Raw genomic sequence first — 26,021 nt, forward strand, 5'->3', positions numbered from 1 at the left:
GAACCTACGAGGTTCTAGCCTTCTGCTGTAGGAAATTTTTTCAAATAAATAAGACAAACATCTTCTTAGTTTTTTTCAGCTAAGTTGATGTTTGTCTTTTTTGTTACATGAGTAAGTTTCCTACTAATATTCCGATATACGTTCCTAATATATATCCTAATGTTCCTACTAACATAGTTGGTGCTACGAAACGGTGCCAGCCTTTTGATACTGCCATGGCTGCTGCTGTTGTTGGGCCTCCAATGTTTGCATTTGATGCTAAAATAGCTTCTTCAATAGTAAATCCAAACACTTTTGCCCCCAAGAATGTTACAAACATATTTACAAAGACCATAATGGCACAGAACACTAAAAGTAATGGAGATTTCGCAATTATCGCCTCAACTGAAGCAGGAATCCCAATTACGACAAAGAATAAATAAATTAAGAAAGTCCCAATTTCATTTGCTCCATGAATTTTCTTGAAAAATGAAGAAAAAACCGTTGAAGCCGCCACTGTCAAAGTTGTTAGAATCAAATATTTATTAGAGATAAATTGAACCACACTGTTTTGTCCAAGAGTGGCAATTCCTTTTGATAAACTAAAGCTTACCGTTACAATCACTACTGCAATCGCAAATACAAAAGCAATATCTAGTAAAGTTACCACTGTTTTAGAATGATATCCCTTTGAATCTTCTAATTCTTCAGATGAAAAAGCAGATTTAAAATGTTTTTTGAAAAATGCCATAGATGGAATCATTAATAAAATTAAGAAATAAAATACCATTAATAAATTATCCGCTACAGTAGCTGCAGAAATTAATTCTTTTGGAATATCAAATGCAGAAGCAACTGCCACAAAGTTAACTCCACCACCGATATAACTTCCAACCATCATTCCGGCAATATGATTCAATACGGGAATCAATTTTCCTAAGAAGGCATATCCTACTAAAGCTCCTAAAATAGTTCCTACAGAACTAATTAAGAAAATTATTAATAAACGTCCACTTTCTTTCCAAATTTGTTTTAAATCACATGTAAATAACAACATCGGAATCGCTAATGGAACTACAATATCCCATACTTGATCATAAACAGGAGATTCAACAGGAATGATGCCAATATTACTTAATGTAGCTGCTGCTAATAAACCAATAATAGGACCACTAATTTTCGATGCCCACTCATAATGATTTTCTAAATATATACTTGCAGTTGCAATGACGATAATAATGGACCAAAGAATCCAAGTCTCATTTGCAGAAATCATAACACACCTCTTTTATTCATAGTGTATTTATTATACCACAGATAGAATTTTTTTCACGATGTTATTGAAATAAATAAAAACAGGAAAAATATATTTCTATAGTAATATAGGACGCCAGTAGCCCCCTATGGGGTCTCTTGGCTAAAATTTGAGCCAAGGTCTCAAATTTCCCTAGTAAAAGTAGCCAGATGGCTACTTTTACGCATATTACTATAGAATTTTTTGTTTCTTTTTATCTTAAGAACTAATACTTCTTAGTACGTAACGTAGAATAATTATAATAAAAAATTACTCTCCGTATTAGCTCAAGTAATGAGACTCGCGAAAGCGAGGCTGCTTGCGTCCCTGGTTACTACAGAGAGTGTATTCTTATTTCTAAAAATAAAAGTGACTGCCCACAGTAGTAAGCGTAAAAGTAGCCAATCGGCTACTTTTACTAGGGAATTTCGAGACCTTGGCTCGAAATTTAGGCATGAGATTCGCTTGGCGAAGCTGCTGCCGTCCTTTACTACTGTTTTAGCAGTCATATTTTTTATTTATTAACGCTCTTCGTCCTCTTGTTGGATACTCTTCAACAATTCTTCGATATGGTTTCCATAATCAACAGACTCATCACGTTTAAAAATTAATTCAGGCATTTTATAGAGAGATAAACGTTTCCCTAATTCACGACGAATTAAACCTTTAGATTTTTCCAATCCACGTTCAGTTGCTTGACGTTCACTCGCTAAAGTTTGCAAAGTAGTATAATAAACCGTCGCAATTTGCAAATCGCCCGTTACATCTACCTCAGTAATTGTAATTTCTTGCACACGAGGATCACGAACTTTTTTAGACAAAATATCATTCACTTCTCTCAAAATCTCTTGAGAAACACGACCAACACGGAAATTCGCCATTTGATACTCTCCTCTCTTCATTCCATCATTTAATGATTATTTTCTTTTGATTTCAACCATTTCAAATGCTTCAATGATGTCATCTACTTTAATATCATTGTAGCCTTCAATCATAATTCCACATTCAAATCCTAATTTCACTTCTTTAGCATCATCTTTGAAACGTTTCAAGCTTACTAATTCTCCTTCGTAAATAACAATGTTATCACGGATTAAACGAACTTGACTAGAACGTTTAACAACCCCTTCAGTTACATATGAACCAGCAATTGTACCTAATTTAGATACTGTATAAGTTTCACGAACGATTGCAGAACCAGTAATTTTCTCTTCGAATTCAGGATCTAACATACCTTTCATAGCTGTTTCAATTTCATCAATAACATTATAAATAATACGATGTAAGCGAATATCTACTTGATCAGATTCAGCTTGAATTTTCGCTTGAGGTGTAGGTCTAACGTTGAAACCAATAATAATCGCATTACTTGCTGTTGCTAAAGTAATATCACTTTCATTAATTGCCCCAACAGCTGTATGGATAATTTTCACACGTACGCCTTCCACTTCAATTTTTTGTAAGCTTGAAGCTAAAGCTTCTACAGAACCTTGTACGTCTGCTTTAATAATAACGTTAACTTCTTTCATTTCTCCATCTTTTAATGTTGAGAATAAGTTATCTAATGTAATACGGCTTGATGCATTACGTTGTTCAATTAAAGCACGTTTAGCACGTTCTTCACCGGCAGCACGAGCTGATTTTTCATCTTCAAATACTACGAAGCGGTCTCCTGCTTGTGGAGATGCATTTAACCCTGTAATTTCAACTGGAGTTGCTGGAACAGCTGTTTTCACACGACGTCCTTGGTCATTCACCATTACACGAACACGACCAAATGTATTTCCGACAACGATTGGGTCTCCAACTTTAAGCGTTCCTTCTTGAACTAATAATGTTGCAATAGGTCCTTTTGTTTTATCTAAACGAGCTTCAATAACTGTACCTAAGGCTAAACGATTCGCATTTGCACTTAATTCTTGCATTTCAGCTACTAATAAAATCATTTCTAATAATTCTTCGATATTTTGATTGAATTTAGCAGAGATTTCAACAAAGATTGTATCTCCACCCCATGCTTCAGGAACTAAACCTAAATCAGATAACTCTTGCATGACACGACCTGGATTAGCAGCTGGTTTATCAATTTTGTTTACAGCAACAATAATTGGAACATCTGCTGCTTTAGCATGGTTAATTGCTTCGATTGTTTGTGGCATTACACCATCATCAGCAGCAACTACAATAATTGTAATATCTGTGATATCAGCACCACGAGCACGCATTGTTGTAAATGCCGCGTGACCTGGTGTATCTAAGAATGTAATTGGTTTTCCATCAATTTTAATTTGGTAAGCACCAATATGTTGTGTAATTCCTCCAGCTTCTCCAGCTACTACAGAAGAATTTCTTAATTGGTCAAGTAAAGTTGTTTTACCATGGTCAACGTGTCCCATGATTGTAACAACTGGTGGACGAACTGCGTGTGAGTCGCTTTCAGCAGCTGCTTCTTCAAAGTATACATCTAAATCAGAAATATCTTTTTCGATTTTTTCTTCAGCATCCATACCATAGTCTGCTGCTAATAATTCAATCGCATCTTTCGATAATCCTTGGTTTAATGTTGCCATTACTCCTAATAAGAATAATTTTTTAATAATTTCTGCTGGTTCACGTTTAATCTTTTTAGCTAATTCAGCAACTGTCATTCCATCTGTATATACTAATACATCTGGTAATTCATGGAATTTACGTGCTGGAACTGCTGGTTTTTGTTCAGCATTCTTTTGTTGTTTACGATTATTTTTTTGATGACGATTTTTCTTATTAAAGTTTTCTTGTTGATTACGTTCGCCACCACGTTTTTGATTTCCACGTTTGAAATCATTATTCTTTTTAGATTCACGATGATTTGAATATAATTCTTCATCACGTGACTGATGTTTTGGTCCTTTGTTTGCTACTGTTTCTTGTTTTTGCATAGATTCCTTCTTATGTCCATGTTTATTTTGATTTTGGTTTGGTTGATGATTTTTATCCTGTTGTTTTGGTGAATGTGCTGGTTTATGTTCAGCTTTTTTCACTGATTCTTTTTTAGCAGTTTCCTTTTTAGGTTGTGCTGCTTCTTTTTTCGCCTCTACTTTTTTAGGCGCAGGAGTTTCTTTCTTTTCAACAACTTTCTTTGGTTCTTCTTTCTTTGTAGAAAAAGAAGCTTTAATTGTTGAAACTTCTCCATCTTCCATTGTTGACATATGACTGTTATAAGTAATGCCTAATTGTTTTGCTTTTTCGATAATGTCCTTACTAGGTAGTTTTAACTCTTTTGCAAGTTCATATACACGTGTTTTTGACATACGTTCACCTTCCTATTCGTTCATATCGTTAAATCCTTTCATCTTCATCAGACTTTTTGTAAAACCTTGATCAGCAATGGCGATAATCGAGCGTTGTTTTCCTATCGCCTGCGAAACTTCTTCTGTTGTAAATTGCTGAATAAAAGGGATTTCATAATATTCACATTTGTTTTTGATTTTCTTTACGGTATTCTCACTACTATTTGTTGTACAAATAACGAGATTCACTTTTTCTTTTTGAATACTTTGCAGTACTTGCTCTTCTCCAGATATTAGTTTACGAGCACGAGTTGCCATTCCTAATAAATTGAGAGCTTTCTTTTTATCAATGCTTTCCATCACTAAATAACTCTTTTCTAGCTTTTTGGTGATCCACATATTGTAATAGTTCTTCATAGAAACTATCTGGGATTTCGATTTCTAATTGACGTTCAAATAAATGATTCTTCCACGCTTTTTCAACAAGAGTCGGTTCTAATGTAATATAAGCTCCTCTTCCATTGACTTTTCCAGTAGGATCAATTTGAGCGACACCTTCACTGTTACGAACAATCCGTACCAATTCTTTCTTAGGCATCATTTCTCCAGAAGCTATACATCGACGCATTGGAACTTTTCTTTTTTTCATAAGATGCCTCCTTAATAATTATTCTTCACTTGAAGCTTCTTCAACTGTAGGTAATTCTGAATCTAATTGGTCTAAATATTCTTGATAAGCTGATTCCGATTTAATATCAATACGGAAACCAGTTAATTTAGCTGCTAAACGAGCATTTTGTCCACGTTTACCAATCGCTAATGATAATTGATGATCTGGAACTACAACAATGCAGCTATTACGATCTGAATCAAAATCTACTTTCACAACTTGTGCAGGATTTAATGCATTCGCAATGTATACAGATGGATCTTCGTTCCATTCAACGATATCCATATTTTCTCCATTTAATTCATTGACAATATTTTGAACACGTTGACCACGAGGCCCTACGCAAGTACCAACTGGATCTAAGTTCGTATCTCTAGAACGTACCGCAACTTTCGCGCGATCTCCAGCTTCACGAGCAATAGAAACAATTTCTACAACTCCTTCGTAAATTTCAGGAACTTCTTGTTCAAATAAACGTTTTAATAAATCTGGATGTGTACGACTTACGAAAATTAATGGACCTTTAGTTGTGTTATCAACTTTAGAGACTAATACTTTAATACGTTGATCTGGTAAATATTCTTCAGTAGGAATTTGATCTTGTTTTGTCATTCCAGCAACAATTTTACCTAAATTCACATATACATAACGGAAATCTTGACGGTCAACAACACCTGTCATAATTTCATTTTCGTATTCGATAAATTCATTATAAATATTTGTACGTTCAGCATCTCTTAAACGTTGCATAATAACTTGTTTAGCAGTTTGTGCAGCAATACGTCCAAAATCTTTTGGAGTTACTTCAAAACGAATTTTATCTCCAACTTCATAAGCTTTATGTAATTCATGAGCTTCGTCAATACTCACTTCAAGTGTTGAATCAAATACATATTCCACAACTTCTTTCACTGCGTATACATGCATTTTTCCTTTTTTAGCATCAAATTCAACTTCAACATTTTGTGCTTGTCCATAGTTTTTCTTATAAGCAGAAACAAGAGCCGCTTCTAATGCTGTAATCACAACTTCTTTAGAAATCCCTTTTTCTTCTTCAAGAATATTTAATGCTTTAATCATTTCTTTACTCATAATGTGACTCCTTTGTCAAAAATGTTTCTAATTGATTCCTAGAATTGAATCGCTAATCGAGCTTTTGCAATATTTTCACGTGCAATCGTAACTGATTTTTTACGTGTTTTAATTTTCACTTCTAAAGTCACTGACTCATCAGTTACTTCTGTTAAAAATCCTTCTAAAAACTTCTCGCCTTCAACTTGTTGATAGAATGATAAATGAACATATTGTCCAATCGCTTCTTTCAAATCTTTCTCAGTTTTCAGAGGACGTTCAGCACCAGGAGAAGATACTTCAAGGAAATACGCTTGAGGAATCGGATCTGGATCTTGTGCATCTAATAATTCACTAAATTTTTCACTCATAAACGCACAATCATCTAAATCAATTCCACCTGGTTTGTCAAGGTAAAAACGTAAAAACCAATTCTTCCCTTCTTTTACAAACTCTAAATCGACTAATTCAAACCCTTCCGCTTCAATAACTGGCAAAGCGAGTGTTGAAACTAATTCTGCTACTTTACTCATAGATAACCTCCTTTACATAACTGCGTAAAAAGAGTGAGCATTCCTGCTCACTCTCCTTTCCACGTCATCTTAATTCATAAATAGTATAGCACAGATCAAAATATCAATCAAACAAAACGCTCAAAACTAATAAGAGCCACTACACTAGGGCTACCAAGTAACCCTAAATAGCCCCCCTTCAAGCAAACAGCATAGCTCATTTGCTAAACGAAAAAACGTTAATGAGATTTTCGTACACCTCATCCTAAACGTCCCCTCATCTTATGACCGGAACACCTGGGATTGGGCGCCGTTGTGTAAATGAAAGTACTCTGCTCTCAGAGTACTTTCATAGGCAATTTTTGAGACTTTAGGCTCAAAAATTAGCCATGAGACTTGCTTCGCAAGGCTGCTGGCGGCCTCACAACCAAAGCCCAAACCCTATAACCTAAATTCTCGTTTGGTACATCAGTATCCCCGTAGCAATCGCAACATTCAACGATTCCGCTTGACCAAACATTGGAATCTGAATAATGAAGTCCGCAGAATCAATCAATTCGTCACGAACACCATTTCCTTCATTTCCAACCACAATTGCAACAGACTCTCTGCCAGTCAACCATTGAAAATCCTTTGCATCACGATGAAGTGCTGTTACAGCAATCGGAATATCATTTTCTTTTAACTTCCCATACACATCCGTTAAATTCTCATGATAAATCGCTACGTGAAATTGGCTTCCTTGCATGGATCGAACAACTTTATCATTGTATAAATCCACACAGCCTTCTCCTAAAACAACTGCATCAAATCCTGCAGCATCGGCAGTACGAATAATCGTTCCTAAATTACCTGGATCTTGAACCGCATCTGCTAAAAGATAACGCCCCTGAGGAACTTCGACCATTGGTTTCTTTTCTAATGGTACAATCGCTAAAACACCTTGATTCGTTTGAGTCATCGATAACTTTTCAAACACTTCTTTTGAAACAAACATTGTTGGATAGCTCTTTGTCCATTTTTCATAAAGATGAATTGTGTCTTCACTCACCACTAAACGCCCAATCTGAATATTTGATTGAATCGCTTCTTCTACCAAATGTTCTCCTTCTAATAGATAGGCTTCTAATTTTTTTCTACCTTTAGAAGTTTGTAACTTTTGATAATTTTTTACCATTGCATTTTGGTGCGAACGAATAATTTCCATGTCCGTCTCCTTTATTGTTCCATCAATATTCGGAACAGTTTTAATTGTTCTTTTTGATTTGAAAAATATTTAGAACGATGAGGAATTTCAAATTGAAACTTTTCTCCCTCTACTTCAAAACTTAATTCATCATTTGATAAAAATTTCTTTTGATACTGTACTTTCTCTACTCGTTCAACAGGAAATAGTAACGGTCTTGTATCAGAAAAATTCGCATCATCTTTTAATTCAAAAAATACACATCCCATTGAAGACCAATAACAAATAGCATTTTCTTCATGGATTAATCTTTTAACTTGAATCAACACTGCTTTCTCTTCATACGGTAAATGATATTCTTCTAAATGATTTTTCAAAAACTCCAATGTAAGCATCTAAGAAACTCCTTTTTACTTTTTCTTCCCTAATGATTTTTTAGGTTTAAAGGATTTTTTATCTTTTGAAGGATAAGATTTTTTAGTAGATCCTTTTTTCTCTTTTGGTTTATAAGGTTTCTTTTCCACCACTTTTTTCTTTTGAGCTACTTGTAGTTGGCTCGAGTGAACTTGGAACTCTTCTAGTTTTGCATCAGCTGGAATCAATTTTTTTAAGTCTCTCACTTCTTTTTCTGTTACAAAACTAATAACTAATCCATCTTTCCCCATTCTTCCAGTTCTTCCTGAACGGTGAGTATATACTTCTTTATTTTCAGGTAAATCATAATGAATCACGACCGGTAAATCTTCAATATCTAATCCACGTGCTGCAACATCCGTTGTTAATAAGATAGGAACTTCTCCTTTTTTAAAGGCTTGAATCGCTGCTTTACGATTGATTTGATTTTCATTGCTCGTTAATAAAGCGCAAGGAATATTGTGGTATTGTAATTTCTCTGCTAAAATTCCTGCATTTGCGAGTGAATTGACAAACACTAAGGCTTGATATTCCTTCATATTGGCAAACTTTCTTAACAATTCATCTTTTTTACGAACAGGAGATTCAATATAGACATGTTTTACATTCCCATTTCCCGCCATTTTCTGTTCATTTTCTACCCATTTCGGAGTCATATTAATCCATTGGTGAATGGATTCTAATATTTCATTTTTTGTAGCAGAAAAACAAATCATTTGTCGTTGTGATGGACATTTTTTTATAAAAGAACGAGTTTGTTCCAAATGTTCTTGCGCTAATAAATAATCTGCTTCGTCCAAAACAAGTGTTTGAACTTTGTGCAGTTTTAATTTCTTTTGATTCGCTAACTCCGTTAATCTACCTGGCGTACCAACGACTAATTCTGGTTTTTTCTTTAAATTTTCAATTTGACGCTTTACATTAGCTCCTCCAGCTAAAACTAGCATCGTTAATTCAGGCAATTTCCATTCACGAATCACTTCACCAATTTGTTGTGCTAATTCTTGACTAGGCACTAAAATGACTGCTTGTAATTCATGATTCATTTCAATTTTTTCTAATAAGGGTAACAAGTAAGCTAGTGTTTTTCCTGTTCCAGTTGGAGAGACTGCTACTACATCTTCTCCATTTTGAATCAATTCCTTTGTTGCTTCTTGAATCGGTGTTAATGCTGTAAAACCTTTTTCATTCCATTTGTTTTGAATATATTCTTTCATGATTTCTCCTTAATTAAATGTAATTCCTGCTGAATTTCTTAATGCTTCAATCACTTCTAAAACATTTCGACTGATTTTTTTACTTTGTTCATATTGTTTTAGGGATTCTGGTGTACGTTCTAATATTTTTGCAAAAGCAATAGCTTCCCATTCTAATGGATTTTTACGAAGTTCATATTCTTTTATTTCTTGAACTTCACTCATATAAAGAGTTTTTACTTCCTTAATTTCTTGGCAATCATTGATTTGCAACGTTTCTTTTCCAAAATAGATTTCTTGAAGAAGACATACGTTTAACACTTTTCCAACAAAAATCGTTACATCAAAAGTTGGATACGCTAATGATACAATTCCTTGTCCATCCGCTTGATTTTGTATTTTACGTGCTTGATAATGAACTTTTTCTGGCATTCCAAACCAACTAATCGCATTGTAAATAGGATAAACTCCTAAATCCATTAAAGCACCCCCACCAGAGGATAATGAAAATGAATTCACAATTTCACCTCTTAAAAATGCATCATATTTTGAAGAGTATTTTGCATACGATAGAACAGCTCCTTTTACTTCATCCATTCTAGAATCAATCATTTTACCAATTTCTTGGAAGGCTGGTTCATAATAATGACGAATAGCCTCAATCACGAATAAGCTTTTTTCCGTCGCTAATTGATGAACTTCATCCCACTCTTCAACTGATAGAAAGGATGGCTTTTCAACAATAATATTTTTCTGATGTTCTAATAATTGTTTTGAATAGTCACCATGTGTATGGTTTGGTGATCCGATATAGACAACATCCCAATTATTTTCTAATAAAAATTCACTCCATTGATTTGTCCAAGAAGGAATCTGGTGTTTTGTAGCAAATTCTTCTGCTTTTTCTAGTGTTCTACTGTATACAGATACTACTTCAAAACTATTTGTTTGTTGCACCGCTTCTACAAAAGAAGAAGATATCCATCCTGTACCAATAATTGCTAATTTTTTCATGATCACCACTCCATTTCTTCCTGGATAGTCTATCATATTTTCCAGAAAATCTCTAGCAATCCTCGTTCCAAACAAAAAAAGAGGCTGGAAATCCAACCTCTTCATCTTTAATACAATGATAATCTTTTTTCTAAAATTTTCTGACCTTGTTCAAAGACTAAGCAAATGCACCAGTAGATGAACGCTACTAAAATATACATCGTCATATAATCGAATTCTCGACCACCAACAATTTTTGCATTTTGAAAAATATCAGGTACTGTAATCATCGCTGCCAATGACGTTCCTTTAATCATATCTAATAACACATTACTTAAAGGTGGCACTGAAATTCTAAATGCTTGAGGAACGATGACTCTTCTTAATGTTTGAAAATAATTCAATCCTAAGGAAATAGAAGCTTCCCATTGTCCATAATCCACTGCATCAATTGAAGATCGTAGTACTTCACAAATATAGGCACTACTCACAATACTAAAACAGATAATGGAACAAATAATAGCCGGTAGTTGAATTTTAAAATAAGGCAATCCAAAATATAATAAGAATAAAAATACTAATGTAGGAGTTCCTCTCATAAAAGAAACGTGAAAATTAGCTATTACTCTTAATAGTAGAAATGGTGAGCGTTTCATTAATACAAATAAGAAACCAAGAATTGTTCCTAAAATAAAACTAACTGCAGCAATTCCTAATGTATATTGTAATCCACTTAATACAAAAGATAGACTATGAATCGCTAACTTAAGATTAAACAATCGTCATCGCCTCTTATTCTACATCAGAAAAATCAATTTTTTCTAATTTTAAGTCTTTTGGTTGAGTTACATCTTCACCAGCAAAGAATGTTTTAGAAATTTCTGTTAAAGTTCCATCTTCTTTCATTGATTTTAATGCTTCATTGAATTTTTGTTGGATAACTTCATTTCCTAATTTAATAGAGAAGCTTGCGCTATATGGGTTTGCAAAAACACCTTCGTTAATTTTAATTGGGAAAGTATCTTTTACAAATGCTACAGCAATTTTTTGTAAATAGTAGTCATTAATAATTACGTCAGTACGTCCATTTACTAAGTCAGATACGTAAACATCATTTGTTACATTATCATAAACTACTAATTCTGCACCTAATTTTTTAGCAATTTTCATGTAGTTAGTACTTGCAGCACCTGCAGCTTTTTTACCTTTTACATCAGCCCATGAATAAATTCCTGAATTGTCACTTTCACGAACAACCATTGATGTAAAGGAATATTTGTGAGGTTCAGTACGTAAATATTTATCAATATATTTTGATCCTTCTTCAATTGAGTAGTTCGCAATATCCACTTGACCACTATCTAATGCTGTTAACATACCGTCGACACCCATTTCAGTGAAGTCAACTTCTAATTTTAAGCGTTTAGCTACTTCTTTCATAATTTCAACATCATAACCTGTTAATGAATTATCTTTATCATTATGGAATGATTGTGGATATAGAGTACCCGCTGTTGCAACTTTAATCTTTCCTGATTTCTCAATTGCATCCCAATTCTTTTGTGCTTGTGATACAGTCTCCTTGTTTGTAGTAGTACTTGTTGAAGTAGAACAAGCTCCTAAAAATAATGTTGCAGCAACTGCACCAAGTTTAAACCATTTATTCATGATTTTACCTTCCTTTTTTCATATATTTTTGACTACCCTAAAATAGCATAACGAAAGAAAGAAATCAATCATTTTTTACTATTTTTATACAAAAATATAACAGATAAAAATATCTGTTATATAAACACTTAAATGATTTTAAAACTTTTTATAACAATTAAAGGTACAGAAGTGATCCTGAATTTACACAATTCTCCCAAAACACAGCCTCACACCCCAAGAGGAATCACCACCCAAGTACATTCAATAGGCAAACAGCGCAAAGCGCACCTTTGCTACACGCCAGAACATCAATGAGTTTCACGTAAAGAACATCCTAAACGTATCCAAAGTTAATGAATGACACACAAGGGATTTCACGCCGGTGTGAAATAAAAGCTTCCTGACCATAGGAAGCTTTTAAGGCAACATTTGAGACCCTAGGCTCAAATGTTAGCCATGAGACTCGCTTTGCGAGGCTGCTGGCGGGCCTCACACCCCCAAGAGAAATCCCAATGAAATTATCTTACTGATTCTTTGATTCGCTTTGCCACTTTCTCAGAAATTCCCAGTTTTTGAATCTCCTCGACTGTTGCCTCCTGAATTCCCTTCATCGTTTTAAAATGCTGTAATAATTTCGTACGAGTTTTTGGTCCAACTCCTTCAATCTCATCAAGAATGGAAGAAAAAGCATTTTTACTTCGTACTTGACGATGGAATGTAATCGCATATCGATGGACTTCCTCTTGAATTCGTTGTAATAAATGGAAAGCTTGGCTCGTTGGATCTAATTCAATTTGTTCATACTCTTCCCCATACAGTAAATGAGCGGTCTTATGTTTCTCATCCTTTACCATTCCAGCAATTGGAATGTATAATCCAAGTTCATCTTCTAAAACTTCCATGGCAGCTCTCATCTGAACTTTTCCACCATCCATCAAAATTAAATCCGGTAAAGGTTTTTGTTCTTTTAATAATCTTGAATATCGTCTTCTAACAACTTCTTGAGTCGTTAAAAATTCATGACTTCCTTGTACCGTTTTAATATTGAATTTTCGATAACTCTTCTTCTCCGGTTTTCCATCTCGATAAACGACCATTGCTGATACAGGATTGGTTCCTTGAATATTCGAGTGGTCAAATGATTCAATCACGCTTAAACGACTTAAATCAAGTGCTTGTCGTAATTGTTCAACCGCACCTAATGTTTTTTGCTGACTATTTTCATCAATCTTGAATTTTTCAAGTAAAGCTACTTCACTATTTTGTGTCGCTAAATCAAGCATTCGTTTCTTAGGACCTCTTTGAGGAGTTAAAACTTTGACTTCTAATACTTCAGCAAGTAACTCCTTATCAATTTCAGCTGGTACTAATATTTCTTTAGGCAAAATATGATTTTGTTCTTGATAAAATTGAACGATAAAGGATGTTAATTCCTCTTCAGCTGTAGTATAAATCGGGAATAATGCTGCTTCTCGTTTAATAATGGTTGACTGTCTTAGTAAGAAAACTTGAATAGAAATCCAACCTCTATCCATATAGAATGAGAATACATCACGATTTATAAAGTCTTGAGACATAATATGCTGTTTCTCTACGGTTGTTTCAATATATTGAATTTGATTTCGATAATCAATTGCTCGTTCAAATTCTAATTGTTCTGAAGCTTCATCCATTTTCTTTTGCAAATCTTGCTTAATTTCTTTTACATCACCTTCAAGAAACCGTTGAATTTTTTTCTTTTGTTGTTGATAAATTTCTGGTGAAACTTCATGATCACAACAGCCAATGCATTGCCCTAAATGATAATAGAAACAAGCGCGTGTTTCATTTTTCCCACATTTTCTTAATGGATAAATTTTTTGAATCAATTGTTGCGTTTCTGTTGCCGCATAAACATTCGGATAAGGTCCAAAATACATGCCCCCATCTTTTTCAACATTACTTGTAATAATCAGTTGAGGATCTCGCTCATTTGTAATTTTTAAATAAGGATACATGGTTCCTTGTTTTAATTTAATATTGTAATAAGGTTGATATTTCTTAATTAAATTAATCTCTAATAATAACGATTCTTTATTAGTTTTTGTAATAATAAATTCAAAATGATGAATTTCACTCACTAATTTTTCAGTTTTAGTATTATGTGCTCCACGGAAATAGGAGCGAACTCGATTTTTTAAGTTTTTTGCTTTACCAATATAAATAATTTCATCTTCTTGATTTTTCATCAAGTAACATCCTGGTAAATCAGGCAATTGTTTTAATTTTTCTTCAATTAATTCACTTGCCATTTTTTCGCTCCTTTCCCCTACTATAATGCAGTTTGATAAATGATTCTTGCATCTTCTAATTCTAAATTATGATGCTCTGATAAATGAATTTTCTCGTGACGTCCTAATCCTTCCACTAATGCTTCAATGACTGATTCATCTAATGAAACATCTTTAAATCGAATTGGTGCACCTAATGACGCAAAGAATTCTTCTGTTTTTTCAATCGCTCCATTGACGATTTCTTCTGGTGTTCCAGATAGATTCCAAACTCGTTTCCCATATTGAATAAGTTTATCCCATTTTTGTTCTTTCCGTACTTTCATCATTGCTGGCAACACAATCGACAATGTACGTCCATGATCGATTCCATGATTTAATGTAATTTCATGTCCTAATGCATGAGTTGCCCAGTCTGTCGGTACTCCTGCAGAAATGGTTCCATTTAATGCATTTGTTGCACACCACATAAAGTTCGCTCTTGCAGCAAAGTCGTGATTATCCTCATCAATGACTGTTGGTGCAATTTCAATTAATGTTTGTAATATCCCTTCTGCATAACGATCTTGTAATTTTGCATCTACAGGGTAGGTTAAATAATTTTCCATTGTATGAATAAAGGTATCTAATACACCATTTACTAATTGGCGTTTTGGTAATGTATACGTTAATTCAGGTTCTAGTACTGAAAACTGAGGGAATGTTACATTCGGTCTAAAACTTACTTTTGCTTTTAATGCTACAAAGGTAATCACCGCACCACTATTCATTTCAGATGCAGTAGCAGGTAATGTTAAAATCGTTCCAAATGGAACAGCTTTTGTAACAGGAAGACCTTTTCCAAATCCACCTCTAAACATATCTAATGGATTGCCATCAAAAACACTTGCTGCAGCTACAAACTTTGTTCCATCAATGACGGAACCTCCACCAATCGCTAATAAATAAGTAAAACTTTCTTCTTTCACTCGTGCAACAGCTTTGATTAATGTTTCGTAAGTTGGGTTTGCTTCAATTCCTCCAAACTCATCCCATTCACGATTTCCTAAAGCTTTTACAGCACGATCAAAGGCTCCATTGCGTTTTACAGAACCGCCACCATATAAAATTAATACTTTTGCATCTTTTGGAATTTCTCCATCGATATCCTTAATACGATCTTTTCCAAATAAAATTTTTGTTGGGTTTCTAAATGTAAAATTACGAATTCCTAATTCCATAGTATCTCCTACCTTTCTATTTGATGATATCAAGCTCTAATTGTAGAGGCAAATCACACGACTTAAAAAGAAAAAAACTCCTGAAGGAATTTCCAACAGGAGTTGTTACAGATTACACTTCATCCATTATTTAAAATATCTTATTTGAAATAAATTTCTAAATATTTATCCAATCTCTCGGCTGAAATTTCTTTTTCTAATTTTGATATTTCAGTTGGACTTAAACTAATCTCGCCATGACATACACCAGCTTCATCATATGCAACAATTACTTCGCCAATGTCTTCCCGTTGTTCTCTTTGAACTTTTGCAAAGTGCTGTAGTAAAGTTTGTTCTACTTCGGTCGCACAATGCTCACGTAATAGGCAAAAATGTTCTGCAATTGCTGTTGGAATATAATAACAATCCACTAATGTCATTGCTTCTTTTGAATTTTTAGATGCTTTACCTTTAGGTTTATTTTTTTGACGCTTCATGAATAACCTCTCTTAATTTCTCTGTATCTAGTATACAAAAAAATTACCCATAAGGCAAAAAGTTATCTTTGAATTTTTTCAACGTTTTCTTTTTTTGCATATTCTGATAATTTTAAGGCATTTTCTAACTGCATTTTGAAAATACTTGTTTCACCTTTTTTCCAATCATTCACTGTAGTATAGCTTATTCCAGTATCTTTACTTATTTTATATGCAGTATATTTTTCTAATAAAGATTCAATTAATTCAATATCTACTATCAATTTTTAATCCTTCCTTTTTATCACCAGAATTTTTTCTATGTATCTTTGTTCCCAGAGTAATTCTATTTATACTACATCCAAAAAGTTAGACATAAAAAATCTAATTTTTGGGTGTTTTTTATGAAATTAACTTATGAAGAATGAAAAAGAGACGACTTAAGTCGTCTCAAAAAATCTAACTTTTTGGGTCACTTCACACTTCATTCACGATAGAGTGTTCTTATTTTTTGACTGCTCTTTTTTTATCCCACATATATAAAAGTGTAAAGACAACTATTGCTCCAATTGAAGAAACAAAACTAAACATGAAATTAGTACTTTTTGTAATAAGAAAATGTACGATAAATACAAGGTTATAAACAATGAGCATTGTAATAAATGATAATATTTTTTTCTTATTCTTCATAAAAATCCTTCTTTCTATTTATGTTAACATTTTAATTCCGTAAAAAAATGGTACTGTGTACATTGGTATCATCCCTTTTATATTTCTTTATATTCCATATTTCATCCAAAGCATAGCATATCATTCCAAAAAAACAAGTCTTGTTTTAAAAAATTATTTGCAGTATAATTAAGTAGTTATAGCGCTTTCATAAGCCTTCAAAATCAATAGAACATTGTTTTTCTTCATTATTGAGTTTTTTAGGATTAATTCTATTTTGAATAGTCTCTTTAATATTTACCGCTATTTGGCGTTGTCATTCTTTTTTGTAACTCTTCGAACTCCTTTTTGTTCGTTATTTGTACACTAGCATTCATCAAAATTCCTACCATTTTAACCTCTCCTCATTGCATTTCCATTAGAATCATTCTTTATCTGTAGTATATTTGAAAAGGGTCATCAATAAAATAAATATATGATTCAGATTCTATTTTTCGATAAATATTTTAAAATCTATTAAGATTATACTAGCTATTTTCCAAATGCTTCATTTCATGGTAGAATAGTAAACGAAATTGTTTCTTAAAGGAGTCAATATGTTAACGATCAATATGCTTACACGAGCAGATAGTGTAAAAGGACAAGGTGTTCTATCTGCTACAGAAGAACAAATTAATCTCGTAACAGAAGGTTTAAAAGAATATCAAGTCGTTGTGAATCAATTAAAAACATACAATATTACTCATATTCATACGATTAATCCAGATTTTTTAATAAAATCTGTTATCACAAGACAAAATCGTCCAATGATTGCTTCTGTTCACTTTTTACCGGAAACTTTAGAAAAAAGTATTTCCCTACCTCGTCCGATTAAAAAATTATTTTATAAATATGTTCTTCAATTTTATAAACAAGCAGATTATCTAGTAACCGTTAATCCACGTTTTATTGAAGATCTAGAACATTATGGAATTCCAAAAGAAAGAATCACGTACATTCCAAACTTTGTATCACGTGATACTTTTTATAAAATTACGGATCGTTCAAAAGCAACTCTTCGAGAATCTTTTGGATTAGATCCAAATAAATTTACCGTTGTATCTGCAGGACAATTACAAATGAGAAAAGGTGTTTTAGAATTTATTGATTTAGCAAAAAAAATGCCTGATATCCAATTTGTATGGGCAGGTGATTTTGCTTTTAAAGGGATTTCTGAAGGTCGTAAAGAAATTATGGAACATATGGATGAATTACCAAGTAATGTTCATTTCTTAGGGCTTGTAGAAAGAGAACGAATGAATGAATTCTTTAATATGGGAGATGTAATGTTACAACTTTCGTTTGAAGAGCTATTTCCTATGACGATATTGGAATCTATGAATGCGAATATTCCATTATTATTAAGAGATTTAAGAGAATATCGCCCTATTTTATTTGACTATTATTTAAAAGGAAATTCTCAAGTACAATTCCAAGAGATTTTACGTCAATTACAGCAAGATGAGGCTTTCTATCAAGAAGCTTGCGAAAAATCTAAAAAAGGAGAGCAATTTTACTCTAAAGAAAATGTACTCCAACAATGGCAAGCCTTTTATGATAAAGTAGCTGTTGAGAATCATTTAAAATAAAGGAGAATTTATGACTGAAACACATATTAAACAAGGTAAGCCTCTGTCTCCATTTGCACAAAGAATGATGCATGCTGCTTCTATCGCAGGAGCAATTGCCACAGTTATCTTTTGTATTTGGGCTTATCAAAAAGGATTATTTACTTCCCAAGAATCACTTAGTGAATATATGCAACGTGCAGGCATTTGGGGACCACCTATTTTTATCTTATTACAAATTTTACAAACAGTTATTCCAATTATTCCGGGTGCTTTAACAAGTATTGCTGGAGTCTATATTTACGGAATGTTTATTGGAAATGTCTACAACTATATCGGTATTATCATCGGTTCTATTATCGCTTTCCATTTAGCCCGAATTTATGGACAATTATTTGTAAAATCAATGGTCAATGATAGTACGTATCATCGTTATATCGGATGGTTAAATCGTGGAAATAAATTTGATTACTTCTTTACTTTCATGATGGCATTTCCTGTTTCACCTGATGATTTCCTATGTATGCTAGCTGGTTTAACAAAAATGAGTTATAAAAAATTCATACTCATTATTTTAATTTGTAAGCCAATCACTTTAGCGGCATATACTTATGGATTAACAGCCATTATTGATTATATTTGGGCTTTTTTCAAATAATGGAAGAAATATTGATATTTATCAAACTATTTTTAGTTTTTTTGCTAAAAATGGTTTGTTTTTTTATACTTTCCTTTTATAATAAACATATATTAAAGCAGTTACATTCCAATGGGAAAAAGAATGTTATCGATTGCATTTTATAAAAAAAGAAGCATTCATCTTTGTAGATGATTTAGGAGGAAACGGAATATGTATCATAGTATTACAAACTTTATTGAAAAAGCAAAACTCGAAAAATTATTAAATCCACTAGACGAAATTTATACAACCAATCAATTACTTCATCTATTACAATTAGATGATTATAAGCCATCTGAAATTTCTAATGATAATATCCCATCATTAGAGGATTCCGTGGACGAAATCATTCAATTAGCGATAGAATTAGGAGTAATTGAAGATATTTTACCAGAAAAAGAAGCATTTGAAGCAGCTGTTATGAATTTATTAACGCCTCTTCCATCTGTTGTAAATGCAAACTTCTGGAATAATTACAAAGAAAATCCTGAAAAAGCAACTGACTATTTTTATGCATTAAGTCAAAAAAATCATTACATTCAAACAAGAGCCATTGCTAAAAATATACAATTTCCATACTCTGGAAAATACGGTACTTTAGAAATTACAATTAACTTATCAAAACCTGAAAAGGATCCAAAAGCAATTGCTCAAGCAAAATTAGTCAAACAATCTAGTTACCCTGCTTCTCAATTAACGATGACAAATGAAGGGTATTATGGACGTTTCAATCATCCTGCTAGAAGCAATCATAGAATTATTCGTTTAGAAATTAATCATGAAGATTGGGGATTTCAATATTCTCCTTACTCTTATTTCAATGAACATTCAATTTTCTTAACTCAAGTACCACGTCCAATGCAAATTACAGAACGTTCATTTGAGAATTTAATGGATATTTTACGTCAATTCCCTCACTATTTTGTTGGATCTAATGCTGATTTACCAATTGTAGGTGGCTCTATTTTAGTCCATGATCACTATCAATCTGGTCGACATGTCTTTCCGATGGATGTTGCACCAATTTTAGAAAACTACTCTTTTGAAGGTTTTGACGGAACGGTCTCTCGTTTACATTGGTCTTTATCCGTAATTCGACTAGCAAGTAAAGATACAAAACAAATTGTTCAATTAGCGACTCATATTTTAAATAGTTGGAGAAATTATTCTGATGAAAGTGCGGATATTTTGGCATTTACAGAAGACACTCCTCATAATACGATTACACCAATTGCTCGTGTACGTGATGGTATCTATGAATTAGATTTAGTGCTTAGAAATAATCGTACGACTGAAGAATATCCAGATGGTATTTTCCATCCTCATGTGGATGTACATCCAATTAAGAAAGAAAATATTGGATTAATTGAAGTGATGGGGTTAGCAATTCTTCCTCCTCGTTTAAAAACAGAACTAAAAGAAGTTGAGAACTACTTACTAGGTCAAGCTCATCAAATGCCTGAAATGCATAAAGCTTGGGCTAATGAAATTAAAGACAATGAAAATATTACTCCAGACAATGTTGAAGCTTTGATTCGTCAAAAAGTTGGTGAAATTTTTGAACGTGGTTTAGAAGATGCCGGTGTCTTTAAACAAACAACTGAAGGACAAGAAGCATTTGGACGGTTTATCCATTCATTACAATAAAAATATCTTTTAATGCCTTTTCTGGTATAGTAGCAAAAGGACGGTAGCAGCCAGCTTCGCTGTCTCATACCTAAAAGTCGAGCCTGTAGTCTCGACTTTTCCTGTACTAGAAACCAATCGGTTTCTAGTACTCATGCTACTATGAAAAGGCTTATTTTTGTTACATAACTAAAATACGTCTTTCATGGCTAAAAATTATTTTACATACAAAAAACGATTTCCAAACGGAAATCGTTAATCATTACTTTCTAATAATAAATACTATTGAAACTATAATAATACTAATAATACTGGCAATTCCAATAATAATTATTCCTAATAAAATTGGTTTATCCGTTAAACTTAATAAAAATTCTTCCAGTTGAAAACTCATTTCAGTTTTAACCTCAGTAGTTGTAGTTTCTTCTGGTTCTTCAACTTCTTGTGGAATAATTGTTACAGGATAAGTTAATGGTTGTATTTTTGAAGTAATACGAGGAAGATCTGTTTCAATAACAATTTTATCCTCCTTCAAATGATATTTAGGAGTTTCTCCAATTCGAACTAATGTCTTAATATCTTTTTCTAGTTGAACTTTCACTCCATCAATTATATGTTCTCCAGCTTTTAACAGTGTTTGAGTTTCATATTCAGAAAAAGCTTTTCTTAGTAATCCATTCCCAATTTGGTTCTTGAAGAAAGAACTATTATCCTTATCTTCCCAAGCTCCAACTCCTAAAATAACTTGAATAAAACGAGTATCTTCTTGTTTAGCCGTTAATAAATGGTTAAATGCCGCACTAGGACTTGAACCTGTTTTAAATCCATCTACTCCTGGAAATCCCTGAATCATTCCTGGGATAGAACTGTTGTAAGTGTAAAATGATTCTTCATAAGGTGTTCCCACCATAACTGTAATTAAAGGATTTTTCGTAAAATTTGTTATTTCTGGAAAATCTTTTAAGAAATGATAGGCTAAAATGGCTAAATCTCTTGCAGTTGTTTGATTATAACGATTGTTATTGTATCCTTCAGGTGTATAATATCCTCTAAATGCAGAGGCTACTGCCCCACTAGCATTATTGAATTTTGTATTTTCCATACCCCATTCTTTAAATTTAGCATTCATTTTATCTAAAAACTCAGTATCTGATAACCCAGTTGCTCTTGCTACCATTAATGTAGCAACATTCGAAGACGGATAAAACATCATATATAATAATTCTTCAATTGGATAATCTACTCCAGCAACAATAATATTATTACTAATTTCCCCAATCGTTGAAATCGCACGATCTTCTTCTGTTGCAGTGACGATTGTATTTAACGATAATTTTCCTTCTTTCATCGCTTCAAACGCCATATAAGCTGTCATCATTTTTGAAATACTTGCTGGATCCCATGGTTGGTCAATATTACTACCAAAAACAATCTCCCCTGTATCAGCATCCACCATTATAGTACTTTCTGGTCTATAATATTCATCTACACCATAACCTTGTTCTGCTATAGCATCCATTACATCTTCTCTATATGGAATTGCTACAGTAGTTTGTTCAATTTTTTCAGGTTCTTGAGTTGTTTCAGATTCTACAGTAGTTTCTTGCGTAGCTTCTTTTATAGTAGAATCATTTTCTTCCGCTAAAATAGCACTTGTACAAAATAATGAAGCCATAAGGAAACTTAATCCCAAAATATGTTTAATTTTCACGAATGACCCTCCTCTATCAACTCTATTATTTTACTCTTTTTTGCGGAAATTAGCAAAAATTCTTACTAAAAATAAAAATTGCCGATTCAATTTTACTCGAACCGGCATTGATTCTTTTTAAATTTAAATAGAATCTCCATTGAAAATTGAATTTTTAACAATAACGTAATCTACTTTACGAATCGATTCTAAGTCTGAACCACCCGCATAAGAAATAGAAGATTGTAAATCTTGTTGCATTTCTACTAAAGTATCTTTTAATGAACCTTTATAAGGAACAATAATTTTTTTACCTTCAACATTTTTGCGTTCACCTTTTTGGAATTCTGATGCACTACCGAAGTATTCTTTGAAACGTTCTCCATTAATTTCAACTGTTTTCCCTGGTGATTCTTCATGACCAGCAAATAATGAACCAATCATGACCATTGTAGCACCAAAACGAATTGATTTTGCAATATCTCCGTGAGTACGAATTCCGCCATCCGCAATAATTGGTTTACGGGCAGCTTTTGAACACCAACGAAGGGCTGCTAACTGCCAACCACCAGTACCAAATCCTGTTTTAATTTTTGTAATACATACTTTACCAGGTCCAATCCCTACTTTTGTTGCATCTGCTCCCGCATTTTCTAATTCACGAACCGCTTCTGGTGTACCAACATTTCCAGCAATCACGAATGTTTCTGGTAAATGCTTTTTAATATGTCCAATCATATCAATAACTGAATTCGCATGTCCATGGGCAATATCAATGGTAATATAATCCGGAATTAAATTTTTCGCTTTTAATTCTTCAATAAATTCATATTCATGAGGTTTTACACCCACACTGATTGAAGCAATAAGATTTTTTTCATGCATTTTTTTAATAAATGGAATTCTTCCTTTTTCATCAAAACGGTGCATAATATAAAAATATCCATTTTCTGCTAAAAATTCTGCAACTGATTCATCAATAATCGTTTGCATATTCGCAGGTACTACAGGGATTTTAAACGTATGTTTCCCTAATTGAACAGTTGTATCGCATTCTGAACGGCTATTTACAATACATTTATTCGGTACTAATTGAATATCTTCATAATCAAAAACTTTCATTTCAAACATGAGGTAACCTCCTTAAATAAGCATTTGTTTCATATCTGTTACCACGAAATATTTTAACTTATTTTGACTAAAATGTAAACAAAGAATTGTGTTTTTATGAACATTAATTCCTACAACATTTGCATTATTTAGTAAAACACGAACAAAAAGATTGAAAAAGTACAAAAATGACTTTCTAAAGTAGAAATTTTAGCCATGAGATTCAATTAAGAACCTACTGCCGTCCTTGCTATATAAGAAAAGTCATATACCTAAATCATTCGAACCGTTTTAAAATTTATGACAAAAACAACAAAGACTTTCCAAAGTAGCAATTTTAGGCATGAGATTCGCTAGCGAAGCTGCTGCCGTCCTTGCTACATAAGAAAAGTCTTATAAAAAACAATTTATACTATTTCAACGAATCTTTCACTAATCCGAAAATAAATTGTGTTGAGTCAAATGGTTGTAAATCGTCCATTTTTTCCCCTAATCCAATAAATTTAACTGGAATATTCATTTCATGACGAATTGATAAAATTACGCCACCTTTTGCAGTACCATCTAATTTTGTTAAAATTAAACCTGTCACATCAATCGTTTCTTTAAATTGTTTTGCTTGAACTAAAGCATTTTGTCCAGTAGTTGCATCTAATACTAATAAAGTTTCATCTGCTCCTGTTTCAATTTCTCTAGAAATAATACGGTTCATTTTTTCTAATTCTTTCATTAGATTTACTTTATTTTGTAGACGACCCGCTGTATCAATTAATAAATAATCGATATTTTCTGCTTTCGCTTTTTTAATGGCATCATACACTACAGAAGAAGGATCTCCACCTTCTTTACCACTAACAACAGGCACACCTACACGTTCGCCCCAAATTTCTAATTGTTGGATAGCTCCAGCACGGAATGTATCTCCTGCAGCTAGTAATACAGAATGCCCTTCTTGTTTTAATCTCCAAGCAATTTTACCAATCGTAGTTGTTTTACCAACACCATTAACCCCAACAAATAGTAATACAGTTGGTCTACCTTCAGCTTTTGCTAAAGTTGCTAAATTGTCTTCACCTTTTTCATAAATGTCTACCATTTTTTCAATAATAACTTGTTTGACATCATGAGCATTTTTAGCATTTTGTAAACGTACTTCATCTCTTAAAGCATCCGTAATCGCCAACGTCATTTCAAAGCCTACATCTGAAGAAATAAATGTTTCTTCTAAATCATCGAAGAAATCTTCATCAATCGTTCTAAAATCTGCTAAAAATTCGTTTAAATGATCCGAAAAACTTTTACGAGTTTTTTGCATTCCTTGGTCATATTTATCAATAATAATCGAAGTTTCTTGTTCTTGCTGTTTAATGACAGCATCTTCACCGGTAAAGGCACGTTTAATACGATCAAATAATCCCATTATTTCACTCCTTCTCTTTCACGTTTATTTTGTTCTAAAATGTGATAAATGGCATGAGCTACCCCAGATTCTTCATTTGTCTTCGTAATGAATTTCGCCACTTCTTTTACTTCTGGAGAACCATTACCCATTGCTACTGGGAATCCAACAGTTGTTAACATTGATAAATCATTTTCTTCGTCTCCACAAGCTGCAATTTCCTCTACTGTAATACCTAAAATTTCAGCTAAATGCGTTAACCCTGTTCCTTTAGAAACTTCTTTTGGAACTACTTCTAATAAGAAAGTACGAGACTTCATACAATTGAATTTTTCAAAGAAAGCTTCTGGTAATTGGCAAATTCCTTCATCTAATAGTGATTCTTCAATACATAGCACTGCCTTATAAAATACGTGGCTTTCTTCAAATTCCGATGGATTTTTTTTAATAAACTCAATTGGATGTGGTAATCCTGGATAAATAGAAGGTCTTCCTTCTGGATAAGTTGTTTCATAAGCTCTTTCTAAATCAATCATAACAAGAGGTAATCCTACTTTATACGCTTCTTCATAGCAGTATTGCATATCATCTCTTGAATGACCTTGTTTAAATAAAATTTCTTGTGATTTTGTTTTTTGGATAATTCCACCATTGTAATTGATAGAAAAATCATCATCACCTAATAATTCTAGTTCTTCTAATAAATGATAAATACTCATTAAAGGACGACCTGTACAAAGAACAATTTTCACTCCTTGTTCTTTTGCAAGTTGAATGGCTTTTTTATTTTCAGGTGTTACTTTTTTATCATCGGTTAGTAATGTTCCATCTAAGTCTAGTGCAATGACTTTTATCATACAATCTCTCCTTTTTTACTCTAAGGGCTTTGAATCCTAGAGCCATCATTCAACACTTTACTATATATGTGTTGCTTTGATTTCATTCTTGTATTATATCAAATTTTTAGGTTTGTGACTATTCCTAAAGAAAAAGCCATATCACAGGTGTCAAACACAAGTGATAATGTCTCAATTAAACACAAGTAAAAATGTCCCAAAT

The 26,021-nt window shown here is 32.9% G+C and carries 24 protein-coding genes; 3 read left to right on the forward strand and 21 right to left on the reverse strand.

Going from position 1 to position 26,021, the window contains the following annotated elements; genetic code table 11:
• Window positions 1–103: 103 nt before the first annotated feature.
• The 17 genes from RWM24_RS06460 to RWM24_RS06540 all read right to left on the reverse strand — a co-directional run bounded on the left by RWM24_RS06460 (window position 104) and on the right by RWM24_RS06540 (window position 16,466).
• Window positions 104–1,255 (reverse strand): DUF819 family protein, encoded by a 1,152-nt coding sequence (locus RWM24_RS06460; RefSeq protein WP_314112642.1) that lies wholly within the window; start codon window positions 1,253–1,255, stop codon window positions 104–106.
• A 539-nt stretch (window positions 1,256–1,794) separates the two neighbouring features.
• Window positions 1,795–2,154 (reverse strand): 30S ribosome-binding factor RbfA, encoded by a 360-nt coding sequence (rbfA, locus tag RWM24_RS06465; protein WP_314112643.1) that lies wholly within the window; start codon window positions 2,152–2,154, stop codon window positions 1,795–1,797.
• 36 nt (window positions 2,155–2,190) lie between these two features.
• Complete coding sequence (gene infB, locus RWM24_RS06470) at window positions 2,191–4,566, reverse strand: translation initiation factor IF-2 (protein WP_314112644.1); 2,376 nt, start codon at window positions 4,564–4,566, stop codon at window positions 2,191–2,193.
• A gap of 12 nt (window positions 4,567–4,578) precedes the next feature.
• Window positions 4,579–4,905: a ribosomal L7Ae/L30e/S12e/Gadd45 family protein gene (locus tag RWM24_RS06475; RefSeq protein ID WP_006702590.1), complete on the reverse strand. Its 327-nt coding sequence runs from the start codon at window positions 4,903–4,905 to the stop codon at window positions 4,579–4,581.
• Complete coding sequence (gene rnpM, locus RWM24_RS06480; RefSeq protein WP_006702589.1) at window positions 4,892–5,194, reverse strand: RNase P modulator RnpM; 303 nt, start codon at window positions 5,192–5,194, stop codon at window positions 4,892–4,894. The genes RWM24_RS06475 and rnpM overlap by 14 nt, the downstream gene beginning before the upstream one ends.
• 18 nt (window positions 5,195–5,212) lie before the next feature.
• Window positions 5,213–6,307 carry a transcription termination factor NusA gene (gene nusA, locus RWM24_RS06485; RefSeq protein WP_314112647.1) on the reverse strand — a complete coding sequence of 365 codons (1,095 nt, stop codon included), beginning with the start codon at window positions 6,305–6,307 and terminating at the stop codon, window positions 5,213–5,215.
• A 38-nt stretch (window positions 6,308–6,345) separates the two neighbouring features.
• On the reverse strand, window positions 6,346–6,819 hold the full coding sequence (rimP, locus tag RWM24_RS06490; protein WP_314112649.1) for a ribosome maturation factor RimP: 474 nt from the start codon (window positions 6,817–6,819) through the stop codon (window positions 6,346–6,348).
• 427 nt (window positions 6,820–7,246) lie between these two features.
• A complete protein-coding gene (locus tag RWM24_RS06495; RefSeq protein WP_314112650.1) occupies window positions 7,247–8,005 on the reverse strand; it encodes an RNA methyltransferase in 759 nt (252 codons plus the stop codon).
• Window positions 8,006–8,016: 11 nt separating this feature from the next.
• Window positions 8,017–8,379, reverse strand: coding sequence for a hypothetical protein (locus RWM24_RS06500; RefSeq protein ID WP_314112651.1), 363 nt, complete (start codon window positions 8,377–8,379; stop codon window positions 8,017–8,019).
• Window positions 8,380–8,394: 15 nt separating this feature from the next.
• The gene (locus RWM24_RS06505) at window positions 8,395–9,615 is read right to left on the reverse strand and encodes a DEAD/DEAH box helicase (RefSeq protein WP_314112653.1); all 1,221 of its coding nucleotides are present in this window, start codon (window positions 9,613–9,615) and stop codon (window positions 8,395–8,397) included.
• A 9-nt stretch (window positions 9,616–9,624) separates the two neighbouring features.
• The gene (locus tag RWM24_RS06510) at window positions 9,625–10,608 is read right to left on the reverse strand and encodes a Gfo/Idh/MocA family oxidoreductase (protein ID WP_314112654.1); all 984 of its coding nucleotides are present in this window, start codon (window positions 10,606–10,608) and stop codon (window positions 9,625–9,627) included.
• A gap of 107 nt (window positions 10,609–10,715) precedes the next feature.
• On the reverse strand, window positions 10,716–11,366 hold the full coding sequence (locus RWM24_RS06515) for an amino acid ABC transporter permease (RefSeq protein WP_314112655.1): 651 nt from the start codon (window positions 11,364–11,366) through the stop codon (window positions 10,716–10,718).
• A gap of 13 nt (window positions 11,367–11,379) precedes the next feature.
• Window positions 11,380–12,255 carry a transporter substrate-binding domain-containing protein gene (locus RWM24_RS06520; RefSeq protein WP_314112657.1) on the reverse strand — a complete coding sequence of 292 codons (876 nt, stop codon included), beginning with the start codon at window positions 12,253–12,255 and terminating at the stop codon, window positions 11,380–11,382.
• 500 nt (window positions 12,256–12,755) lie between these two features.
• Window positions 12,756–14,528, reverse strand: a complete 1,773-nt coding sequence (gene uvrC / locus RWM24_RS06525; protein ID WP_314112659.1) for an excinuclease ABC subunit UvrC — start codon at window positions 14,526–14,528, stop codon at window positions 12,756–12,758.
• Window positions 14,529–14,548: 20 nt separating this feature from the next.
• Window positions 14,549–15,727: an iron-containing alcohol dehydrogenase gene (locus RWM24_RS06530; protein ID WP_314112661.1), complete on the reverse strand. Its 1,179-nt coding sequence runs from the start codon at window positions 15,725–15,727 to the stop codon at window positions 14,549–14,551.
• 140 nt (window positions 15,728–15,867) lie between these two features.
• A complete protein-coding gene (locus RWM24_RS06535; protein WP_314112663.1) occupies window positions 15,868–16,203 on the reverse strand; it encodes a hypothetical protein in 336 nt (111 codons plus the stop codon).
• Window positions 16,204–16,265: 62 nt separating this feature from the next.
• On the reverse strand, window positions 16,266–16,466 hold the full coding sequence (locus RWM24_RS06540) for a hypothetical protein (RefSeq protein ID WP_314112665.1): 201 nt from the start codon (window positions 16,464–16,466) through the stop codon (window positions 16,266–16,268).
• A gap of 981 nt (window positions 16,467–17,447) precedes the next feature.
• Here RWM24_RS06540 and RWM24_RS06545 point away from each other — a divergent pair.
• The 3 genes from RWM24_RS06545 (at window position 17,448) to galT (ending at window position 20,784) form a co-directional block, all read left to right on the forward strand.
• A complete protein-coding gene (locus RWM24_RS06545; RefSeq protein ID WP_314112666.1) occupies window positions 17,448–18,479 on the forward strand; it encodes a glycosyltransferase family 4 protein in 1,032 nt (343 codons plus the stop codon).
• Window positions 18,480–18,489: 10 nt separating this feature from the next.
• Window positions 18,490–19,116, forward strand: coding sequence for a TVP38/TMEM64 family protein (locus RWM24_RS06550; protein WP_314112668.1), 627 nt, complete (start codon window positions 18,490–18,492; stop codon window positions 19,114–19,116).
• 192 nt (window positions 19,117–19,308) lie between these two features.
• Window positions 19,309–20,784 (forward strand): UDP-glucose--hexose-1-phosphate uridylyltransferase, encoded by a 1,476-nt coding sequence (gene galT, locus RWM24_RS06555; RefSeq protein WP_314112670.1) that lies wholly within the window; start codon window positions 19,309–19,311, stop codon window positions 20,782–20,784.
• 241 nt (window positions 20,785–21,025) lie between these two features.
• On the opposite strand, the gene RWM24_RS06560 is transcribed toward galT, so the two are convergent.
• From RWM24_RS06560 to RWM24_RS06575, 4 genes are all read right to left on the reverse strand, one after another.
• Entirely contained in the window at window positions 21,026–22,474 is a 1,449-nt protein-coding gene (locus RWM24_RS06560) for a serine hydrolase (RefSeq protein ID WP_314112672.1), read from the reverse strand.
• 123 nt (window positions 22,475–22,597) lie between these two features.
• Complete coding sequence (gene guaC, locus RWM24_RS06565) at window positions 22,598–23,575, reverse strand: GMP reductase (protein ID WP_314112678.1); 978 nt, start codon at window positions 23,573–23,575, stop codon at window positions 22,598–22,600.
• Window positions 23,576–23,975: 400 nt separating this feature from the next.
• On the reverse strand, window positions 23,976–24,983 hold the full coding sequence (gene ftsY, locus RWM24_RS06570; protein WP_314112674.1) for a signal recognition particle-docking protein FtsY: 1,008 nt from the start codon (window positions 24,981–24,983) through the stop codon (window positions 23,976–23,978).
• Complete coding sequence (locus RWM24_RS06575; RefSeq protein ID WP_314112676.1) at window positions 24,983–25,819, reverse strand: Cof-type HAD-IIB family hydrolase; 837 nt, start codon at window positions 25,817–25,819, stop codon at window positions 24,983–24,985. Before RWM24_RS06575 ends, ftsY begins: the two co-directional genes overlap by 1 nt.
• Window positions 25,820–26,021: the final 202 nt, after the last annotated feature.

Origin of the sequence: uncultured Granulicatella sp., assembly GCF_963516875.1 — a bacterium.
Taxonomy (GTDB): Bacteria; Bacillota; Bacilli; order Lactobacillales; family Aerococcaceae; genus Granulicatella.

Bases quoted from the DNA above. Each gene is read 5' to 3' on its own strand.
- RWM24_RS06460 (WP_314112642.1), bottom strand. From the start codon at position 1,255: ATGATTTCTGCAAATGAGACTTGGATTCTTTGGTCCATTATTATCGTC.
- rbfA (WP_314112643.1), bottom strand. From the start codon at position 2,154: ATGGCGAATTTCCGTGTTGGTCGTGTTTCTCAAGAGATTTTGAGAGAA.
- infB (WP_314112644.1), bottom strand. From the start codon at position 4,566: ATGTCAAAAACACGTGTATATGAACTTGCAAAAGAGTTAAAACTACCT.
- RWM24_RS06475 (WP_006702590.1), bottom strand. From the start codon at position 4,905: ATGGAAAGCATTGATAAAAAGAAAGCTCTCAATTTATTAGGAATGGCA.
- rnpM (WP_006702589.1), bottom strand. From the start codon at position 5,194: ATGAAAAAAAGAAAAGTTCCAATGCGTCGATGTATAGCTTCTGGAGAA.
- nusA (WP_314112647.1), bottom strand. From the start codon at position 6,307: ATGAGTAAAGAAATGATTAAAGCATTAAATATTCTTGAAGAAGAAAAA.
- rimP (WP_314112649.1), bottom strand. From the start codon at position 6,819: ATGAGTAAAGTAGCAGAATTAGTTTCAACACTCGCTTTGCCAGTTATT.
- RWM24_RS06495 (WP_314112650.1), bottom strand. From the start codon at position 8,005: ATGGAAATTATTCGTTCGCACCAAAATGCAATGGTAAAAAATTATCAA.
- RWM24_RS06500 (WP_314112651.1), bottom strand. From the start codon at position 8,379: ATGCTTACATTGGAGTTTTTGAAAAATCATTTAGAAGAATATCATTTA.
- RWM24_RS06505 (WP_314112653.1), bottom strand. From the start codon at position 9,615: ATGAAAGAATATATTCAAAACAAATGGAATGAAAAAGGTTTTACAGCA.
- RWM24_RS06510 (WP_314112654.1), bottom strand. From the start codon at position 10,608: ATGAAAAAATTAGCAATTATTGGTACAGGATGGATATCTTCTTCTTTT.
- RWM24_RS06520 (WP_314112657.1), bottom strand. From the start codon at position 12,255: ATGAATAAATGGTTTAAACTTGGTGCAGTTGCTGCAACATTATTTTTA.
- uvrC (WP_314112659.1), bottom strand. From the start codon at position 14,528: ATGGCAAGTGAATTAATTGAAGAAAAATTAAAACAATTGCCTGATTTA.
- RWM24_RS06530 (WP_314112661.1), bottom strand. From the start codon at position 15,727: ATGGAATTAGGAATTCGTAATTTTACATTTAGAAACCCAACAAAAATT.
- RWM24_RS06535 (WP_314112663.1), bottom strand. From the start codon at position 16,203: ATGAAGCGTCAAAAAAATAAACCTAAAGGTAAAGCATCTAAAAATTCA.
- RWM24_RS06545 (WP_314112666.1), top strand. From the start codon at position 17,448: ATGTTAACGATCAATATGCTTACACGAGCAGATAGTGTAAAAGGACAA.
- RWM24_RS06550 (WP_314112668.1), top strand. From the start codon at position 18,490: ATGACTGAAACACATATTAAACAAGGTAAGCCTCTGTCTCCATTTGCA.
- galT (WP_314112670.1), top strand. From the start codon at position 19,309: ATGTATCATAGTATTACAAACTTTATTGAAAAAGCAAAACTCGAAAAA.
- guaC (WP_314112678.1), bottom strand. From the start codon at position 23,575: ATGAAAGTTTTTGATTATGAAGATATTCAATTAGTACCGAATAAATGT.
- ftsY (WP_314112674.1), bottom strand. From the start codon at position 24,983: ATGGGATTATTTGATCGTATTAAACGTGCCTTTACCGGTGAAGATGCT.
- RWM24_RS06575 (WP_314112676.1), bottom strand. From the start codon at position 25,819: ATGATAAAAGTCATTGCACTAGACTTAGATGGAACATTACTAACCGAT.